The sequence below is a fragment of the Sphingobium sp. genome (assembly GCF_035511395.1).
Lineage (GTDB): Bacteria > Pseudomonadota > Alphaproteobacteria > Sphingomonadales > Sphingomonadaceae > Sphingobium.
This window is the reverse complement of record NZ_DATKFP010000034.1, coordinates 1-5,837: the sequence shown is the minus strand read 5'-3', so window position 1 is coordinate 5,837 and position 5,837 is coordinate 1. Positions and strand designations below refer to the sequence as shown.

Here is a 5,837-nt window from a genome sequence, read left to right as displayed (position 1 = left end):
CGAGGAAACCCCGCTCACCGCCTACAAGCTGCTCGACTATGCGCGCCAAGCCGGCATACCCGAGGGCGTGTTCGAGATGGTGACGGGTAATCCCAAGGAGATCGGCGTGCTTTTCACCAGCGACACGCGGATCCGCAAGATTTCCTTCACCGGTTCGACCGCGGTCGGCAAGCTCCTTGCCAGCGCAAGCGGCGCCTCGCTCACCAAGATGACGCTGGAACTGGGCGGCAACGCACCCTTCATCATCTTCGACGACGCCGATTTCGAGGACGCCATCGCCGGCGCGGTCGCAGCCAAGCTGCGTAACTCGGGACAGGTCTGCATCTCGCCCAATCGGTTCTATGTACACGATTCCATCTATGATCGCTTCGTCGAGACCTTGGCGGAGCGCGTGGGCAGGATCGAAGTCGGCGATGGCATGCGCGAAGACTTCGTGGTCGGCCCGCTGGTGAACCAGACCGGCTTCGACAAGGTCGCAGCGCTGGTCGAGGACGCCCGCGCCCATGGTGCCCGCGTGGTCCTGGGCGGCAAGCAGCACGCGCTGGGCGGGCTTTTCTACGAACCGACAGTGCTTGCGGACATCGGTGACGATGCTGCGGTCGCCCAGACCGAGATATTCGGCCCCGTGCTCCCGGTCTATCGCTTCCACAGCGAGGAAGAGGTGATCAAGCGCGCCAACAATTCCGAATATGGCCTTGTCGCCTATGCCTATACGCGCGACCTTGGCCGCGCCTTCCGCCTCTCGCAGGAACTCGAATCCGGGATGGTCATCCTCAACTCCGGCTCAGTCGGCACCGCATCCGTGCCGTTCGGTGGCGTGAAGCAGTCGGGCTATGGCCGCGAGGGCAGCTATTACGGCATCGAGGAATATGTCGAGGTAAAATATGTCCTGATGGCCGGCCTCAACCGCAAGGCCTGAAGGACAGCGCCTTCGGCTCACTCCCCCTCTCCCTAGGGCCGAAGGCGCCTTCCCTATTTCCGCCAAGCTTATCGACCGTCGCCCGATCAACGGCGACCGGCCCTCTGCATCATAATGCGGGGATTCCATGACGCAATCATCCCTCTCACGCGCGCAACTGCTGGTCATGGCAGTGACCACCGGCACGACGATCGCGAACATCTATTATGCCCAGCCTATCCTCAAGCAGATCGGTGCCTCCTTCGGCACCTCCGCAGCCGGCGTGGGCTATCTGCCTGCCCTGAGCCAGTGGGGCATGGCGCTCGGCATCTTCTTCATCGTCCCATTAGGTGACATGCTCGATCGCAAACGGCTCCTGGTGATCCTGGAAGCGCTTCTCGGGCTTTGCCTTATCGCCATGGCAGGCAGCCGGGATATCCTGTCGGCAAGCGCCATCAGCCTCGCCATCGGCATATTGACGGCAGCCGTGCAGGTCGTCGTTCCGATGGCCGCCTCGCTTGCTGCGCCCGGTGAGAGGGGCAAGGTCGTCGGCCTCGTCTTCACCGGCACGCTCGTCGGCATATTGGGCTCCCGGATCATCAGCGGCAGCCTTGCGCAATGGATGAGCTGGCAAATGGTTTATGCCTGCTCGGGCGGCGTGGCGACCGCGGTTGCGCTCATGGTCCAATGCACACTTCCATCGCAGCGTGGCGATCATCGCGACGGCTATGCCGCACTCCTTGCCTCGACCGTGCGTCAACTCGCACGCTTCCCCGAACTGCGCCGCCTGTCCTTGCTGGGTGGATGCGTCTTTGCCGCCTTTTGCTGTTTCTGGACCATATTGACCTTCGTGTTGAGCGGTCCGGGATTCCATTTCGACAGCGATCGCATCGGCCTGTTCGGCCTTGTCGCGATCGGTGGTGCGCTCACAGCCCCCTTGTTCGGCCGTCAAGCGGACCGTAGCAGCCCGGAGCGCATGCAAACGCGTACGGCGGCGCTGCTTTTCCTGGGTGCCGGGGCGGCAGCTATCCTGCCCTGCTCTGTCGGAATATTGGTACTCGCGACCTTCTTGATCGATGTCGGCGTCCAAGGCACCCAGGTCAATAATCTCGCCCAACTCTACAGGCTTGATGCCACCGCCCATAGCCGGATCAATGCCGCCTATATGATCATTTTCTTCGGGAGCGGTGCGATCGGGACGGCTTCGGGCGCCATGGCCTGGCAATTCGGTGGTTGGCCAAACGCGACCATCATGCTGTGCCTGTGGTCGATCGCCGCTCTTCTCGTCAGCGCCTTCCACTATCGCGCATCGAAGAGGGCAGCGATCGCACGAACAACATGATGACAGTCCATAGAAGCCAAATCGCCTATGCCCGCCATTCCGATGAGGGGAGCCGGTTTTGTCAGGCCGGCTCACAGCCATATCGAGCAGCGGCACGCTGCCTTCATCCTGGGACATGCACAGCCAAGACACCATCGACGGGACAAGGCTTCCCTACTCGTCGCCGCGGACAGGGCCTTCCGTCAATGCGCCTCCAAGGGCATCAGCCTTCGTGCGTCACCCGGTGATAGGCGTCGATGATGAGCGAGCAGACCGCACCTGGCGTATAGCGATGCTCGCCGATCTCGCCGATCGGGGTGATCTCGGCGGCCGTGCCGGTTAGGAAAGCCTCGCTCGCAAGGGCAAGCTCGCTCGGGTCCATATGCCGTTCGACGACCTCGAGACCGGCGGCACGGGCGAGGTCGATCACCGTTCGCCTCGTGATACCATTGAGGAAACAGTCAGCGATCGGCGTGTGGAGCTTGCCATCAATCACCAGGAAGAGATTTGCGCCCGTCGCTTCGGCAAGGAAGCCACGATAGTCGAGCATCAGGGCATCGTCGAAACCCTGCTCCTCCGCCTTCTGCTTGGCGATAGTGCAGATCTGGTAGAGGCCCGATGCCTTGGCCCGTACGGGCGCCGTATCTGGCGCCGGGCGACGCCATTCGGAGTGGGTGAGGCGAACCCCCTTCATCTTCTGCTCGGGCGAGAAATAGGAAGGCCAGGCCCAGGCCGCGATCGCCAGGTGAACGCTCGCACCGGCCGGCGACAGGCCGAGCTTGTCGGAGCCGCGCCAGGCTGCGGGCCTGAGATATCCATCGGCCAGCCCGTTGGCGGCAAGGACGTCCTTGCAGGCCTGATCGATCTGGGCGGCCGTGAAGGGAATGGCGTAACCCATGATCCGTGCACCCTCGATCAGGCGATCGGTATGTTCGCGCAGCTTGAAGATTCTGCCACCATAGGCGCGCTCGCCCTCGAACACGGTGCCGGCATATTGCAGGCCATGCGTAAGGAAATGCACTTTCGCGTCACGCCAGGGGATCATCTTGCCATCAAGCCAGATGCTGCCTTCGATATCGGCATAGTCGGTCATATATGCTCCTTAGGAAAAGGGTCATCGGATCGAGGATAGACCTGGGTGTCGCCACGGACTGATGGCGACATGGCGAGGTAACGGTCCGGCCGGTGCCAGAGCGTGCCCGCGCCGATTGCCCCTACCAGCGGGTCATGGCACGGATTGAGGCAAGTGCGACGACGCCACACCCCAGAATTGATCGTCGATCTGGATCATGCCATCGGCGTAGCGAGCCCCTCCGGCCATGTCCTTTTCGCGGAATTTGGGGCCGTCGAGGTCGACGAGGTCGCATAATTGCGCCAGCAGGTAGGCGGGTGCCGCCGCGAGGCTCGATCCGCCCATATTGCCGACCATCAGCCCGAACCCCAACTGGCGGGCGCGCCGCGCCATGGCCAGGGCATGGGTAAGCCCCCCGCATTTGTCGAGCTTGATGTTGATCGTCTGGAAACGCCCGACAAGACCGGGCAAGTCATCAATGCTCAGCACGCTCTCGTCGGCGGCCAGCGGGATGGAAAGCTTGATGCCATCAAGGCTGGCCTCGGTACCACGCGCTACGGGCTGTTCGACCAGGCGCACGTTGCATCCCAGCATGGTGGGCATCAGCGCGGGCAGCGACGCTGCATCATAACCCTGGTTGGCATCGACCATCAGCCAGGCATCGGGCCGCTTCTGATGAACGATCTCGATCCGCTCGATATCGGCCGTCATGTCACCATCGAGCTTGAGCTTGAGCGCCCGGGCATCGCCATAGGCCGCGAGGCTTTTGCGCAAGAGATCGGGACTGTCCGCACCCAAAGTGTAGGTCGTTATCTGCGCGCGCGGCCGCTTCATCCCGGCCAGCTCCCAGATCGGCGTCTGGCTGCGACATGCCTCGAGCTCCCAAAGTGCAGCATCGAGGGCATTGCGCGCGCCACCGGGCGGCAACAAGTCCTGAAGGGCCCGACGATCTGCTCCCACCTCTATCGCTGCGCGGACCTGTTCGATCTGGTCGAGCATGTGGGCGACATCGTCGCCCAGGAAGAACACCCCGCCCGCCTCGCCGCGCCCGGTCCAGGTCTGCTCGCGGATTGTCACCTGGACGGCCGGGATGCCCGTGAAGACACGTCCTGCGATGCGTAGAGGTTCGCGAAACAGGCCAGGGTCGACCTTCGTCTCGACTGTTCGTGTCATGAGGATGTCCTGATCGGGATAATGGCATGGTCTGGCAGGCCGCTCAGGTGCCGGAGGAGAGCGGAGGAAGAGCGGGTCGGTCGGCATGCGGAGGCCCTCGACATCAGGCCCGTCGCAAGACGGAATAGGGTTCAGGGCCGATTTCGGGCTTGGCCTGGGTCATAAGGTCGGCCAGAAGCCGCGCCGACCCCGCCGCCAAGGTCCAGCCCAGATGGCCATGCCCGCTGTTGACCCAAAGGCCCGGGGTCGAGGTCGCACCGATATAAGGGCGGCCGTCGGCTGCTACTGGCCGCAGTCCGGTCCATGGCTTGCCGGTGGCAAGGGTTTCGACCGTCGCAATCTGGGGATAGACGGCCTTTATGAAGTCGGTGAGATTATCGACCCGTGCGCGATCGAGATGGAGGTCTCCGCCTGCAAACTCTGCCGTGCCGACCGACCGAAGCCGTCCACCCAGCGGCGTGACGGCGGCATGATAGGCGTCATCGACCACGGGAACGGCCGGGAGACGTTGCCCTGGCGCCGGCGCATAGGTTATCGAATAGCCCTTGACCGGCTTGATCGCAAGCCGGACGCCGAGCCGCTTCACGAGCCCCGGGCTGGCCGTGCCGGCGGCGATGACGATATTGTCCGCCCGCAGGATTTCCTCGCCGAGATCGATGCCAACGGCCTTGCCACCGCGAAGCTCGATACCGCGCACCTCGCGCCCGAAATGGAATATGCCGCCGAGCCGCTTGATGCGATCGGCGAGCGCCCGGCAGAGCAGATAAGCGTCCCCCGACTTGTCCTGGGGATAATGGATTGCGCCGACAAGCTCGTTCGCGATCGGCGCCAGACAAGGCTCTAGGCGAACCATGTCCTCAACGCCCAACATCCTGGCATCGAGCCCCTGCTCACGCAGCAGGCCCGTCACTCCCATCGCGGCATCGAGCGCCCGCGACGAGCGGAAGAATTTCAGCGTACCCACGTCAGACGCATCAAAAGTGAGCGAAAGCCGGGCGCGCCACTCGTCGAGTATGCCCAGGGAGTATATACCAAGCTCGAAATTGGCAGCCATCGCTGCCCGGAAACGGCCCGGCGTCGAACTCAACAGGAAACGCGGGGCCCAGGAAAGCAGCGACGGGATCGCGCTCCACCGCAACCTGATGGCCGAGGCGGAACTGAAGAGATATTCTGCAAGGTGGCGATGGACGCCCGGCGCGTTCCATGGATCGGACATGGACGGTGTCAGCAGCCCGCCATTGGCAAAGCTCGTCCCCAGGCCTTCTTGTTGCTCCTGATCGACCAGAGCGACTTCCTCCCCGCGCTCGAGCAGTTCGAGCGCGGTGGTCAGGCCGATCACGCCTGCGCCGATGATGATATGTGTCACGCCGCGT

General features: G+C 63.2%; 5 protein-coding genes. 2 read left to right on the top strand and 3 right to left on the bottom strand.

What is annotated here, in order from left to right:
- Together VMR39_RS01735 and VMR39_RS01730 are read left to right on the top strand one after the other, a co-directional pair.
- Nucleotides 1–919, top strand: a 919-nt coding sequence (locus VMR39_RS01735) for an aldehyde dehydrogenase family protein (RefSeq protein WP_325413734.1), incomplete at its 5' end; no start/stop codon positions are given.
- A gap of 127 nt (nucleotides 920–1,046) precedes the next feature.
- Nucleotides 1,047–2,240, top strand: coding sequence for an MFS transporter (locus VMR39_RS01730; RefSeq protein WP_325413732.1), 1,194 nt, complete (start codon nucleotides 1,047–1,049; stop codon nucleotides 2,238–2,240).
- A gap of 202 nt (nucleotides 2,241–2,442) precedes the next feature.
- On the opposite strand, the gene VMR39_RS01725 is transcribed toward VMR39_RS01730, so the two are convergent.
- The 3 genes from VMR39_RS01725 to VMR39_RS01715 all read right to left on the bottom strand — a co-directional run.
- Entirely contained in the window at nucleotides 2,443–3,312 is an 870-nt protein-coding gene (locus tag VMR39_RS01725; RefSeq protein WP_325413730.1) for a branched-chain amino acid aminotransferase, read from the bottom strand.
- A 132-nt stretch (nucleotides 3,313–3,444) separates the two neighbouring features.
- The gene (locus VMR39_RS01720) at nucleotides 3,445–4,464 is read right to left on the bottom strand and encodes a dipeptide epimerase (RefSeq protein WP_325413728.1); all 1,020 of its coding nucleotides are present in this window, start codon (nucleotides 4,462–4,464) and stop codon (nucleotides 3,445–3,447) included.
- Between the two features lie 103 nt (nucleotides 4,465–4,567).
- Nucleotides 4,568–5,837, bottom strand: a 1,270-nt coding sequence (locus tag VMR39_RS01715; RefSeq protein ID WP_325413726.1) for an FAD-dependent oxidoreductase, incomplete at its 5' end; no start/stop codon positions are given.

Excerpts from the sequence above, each read along its gene's own strand:
- VMR39_RS01725 (WP_325413730.1), bottom strand. The coding sequence starts at position 3,312 with ATGACCGACTATGCCGATATCGAAGGCAGCATCTGGCTTGATGGCAAG.
- VMR39_RS01730 (WP_325413732.1), top strand. The coding sequence starts at position 1,047 with ATGACGCAATCATCCCTCTCACGCGCGCAACTGCTGGTCATGGCAGTG.
- VMR39_RS01720 (WP_325413728.1), bottom strand. The coding sequence starts at position 4,464 with ATGACACGAACAGTCGAGACGAAGGTCGACCCTGGCCTGTTTCGCGAA.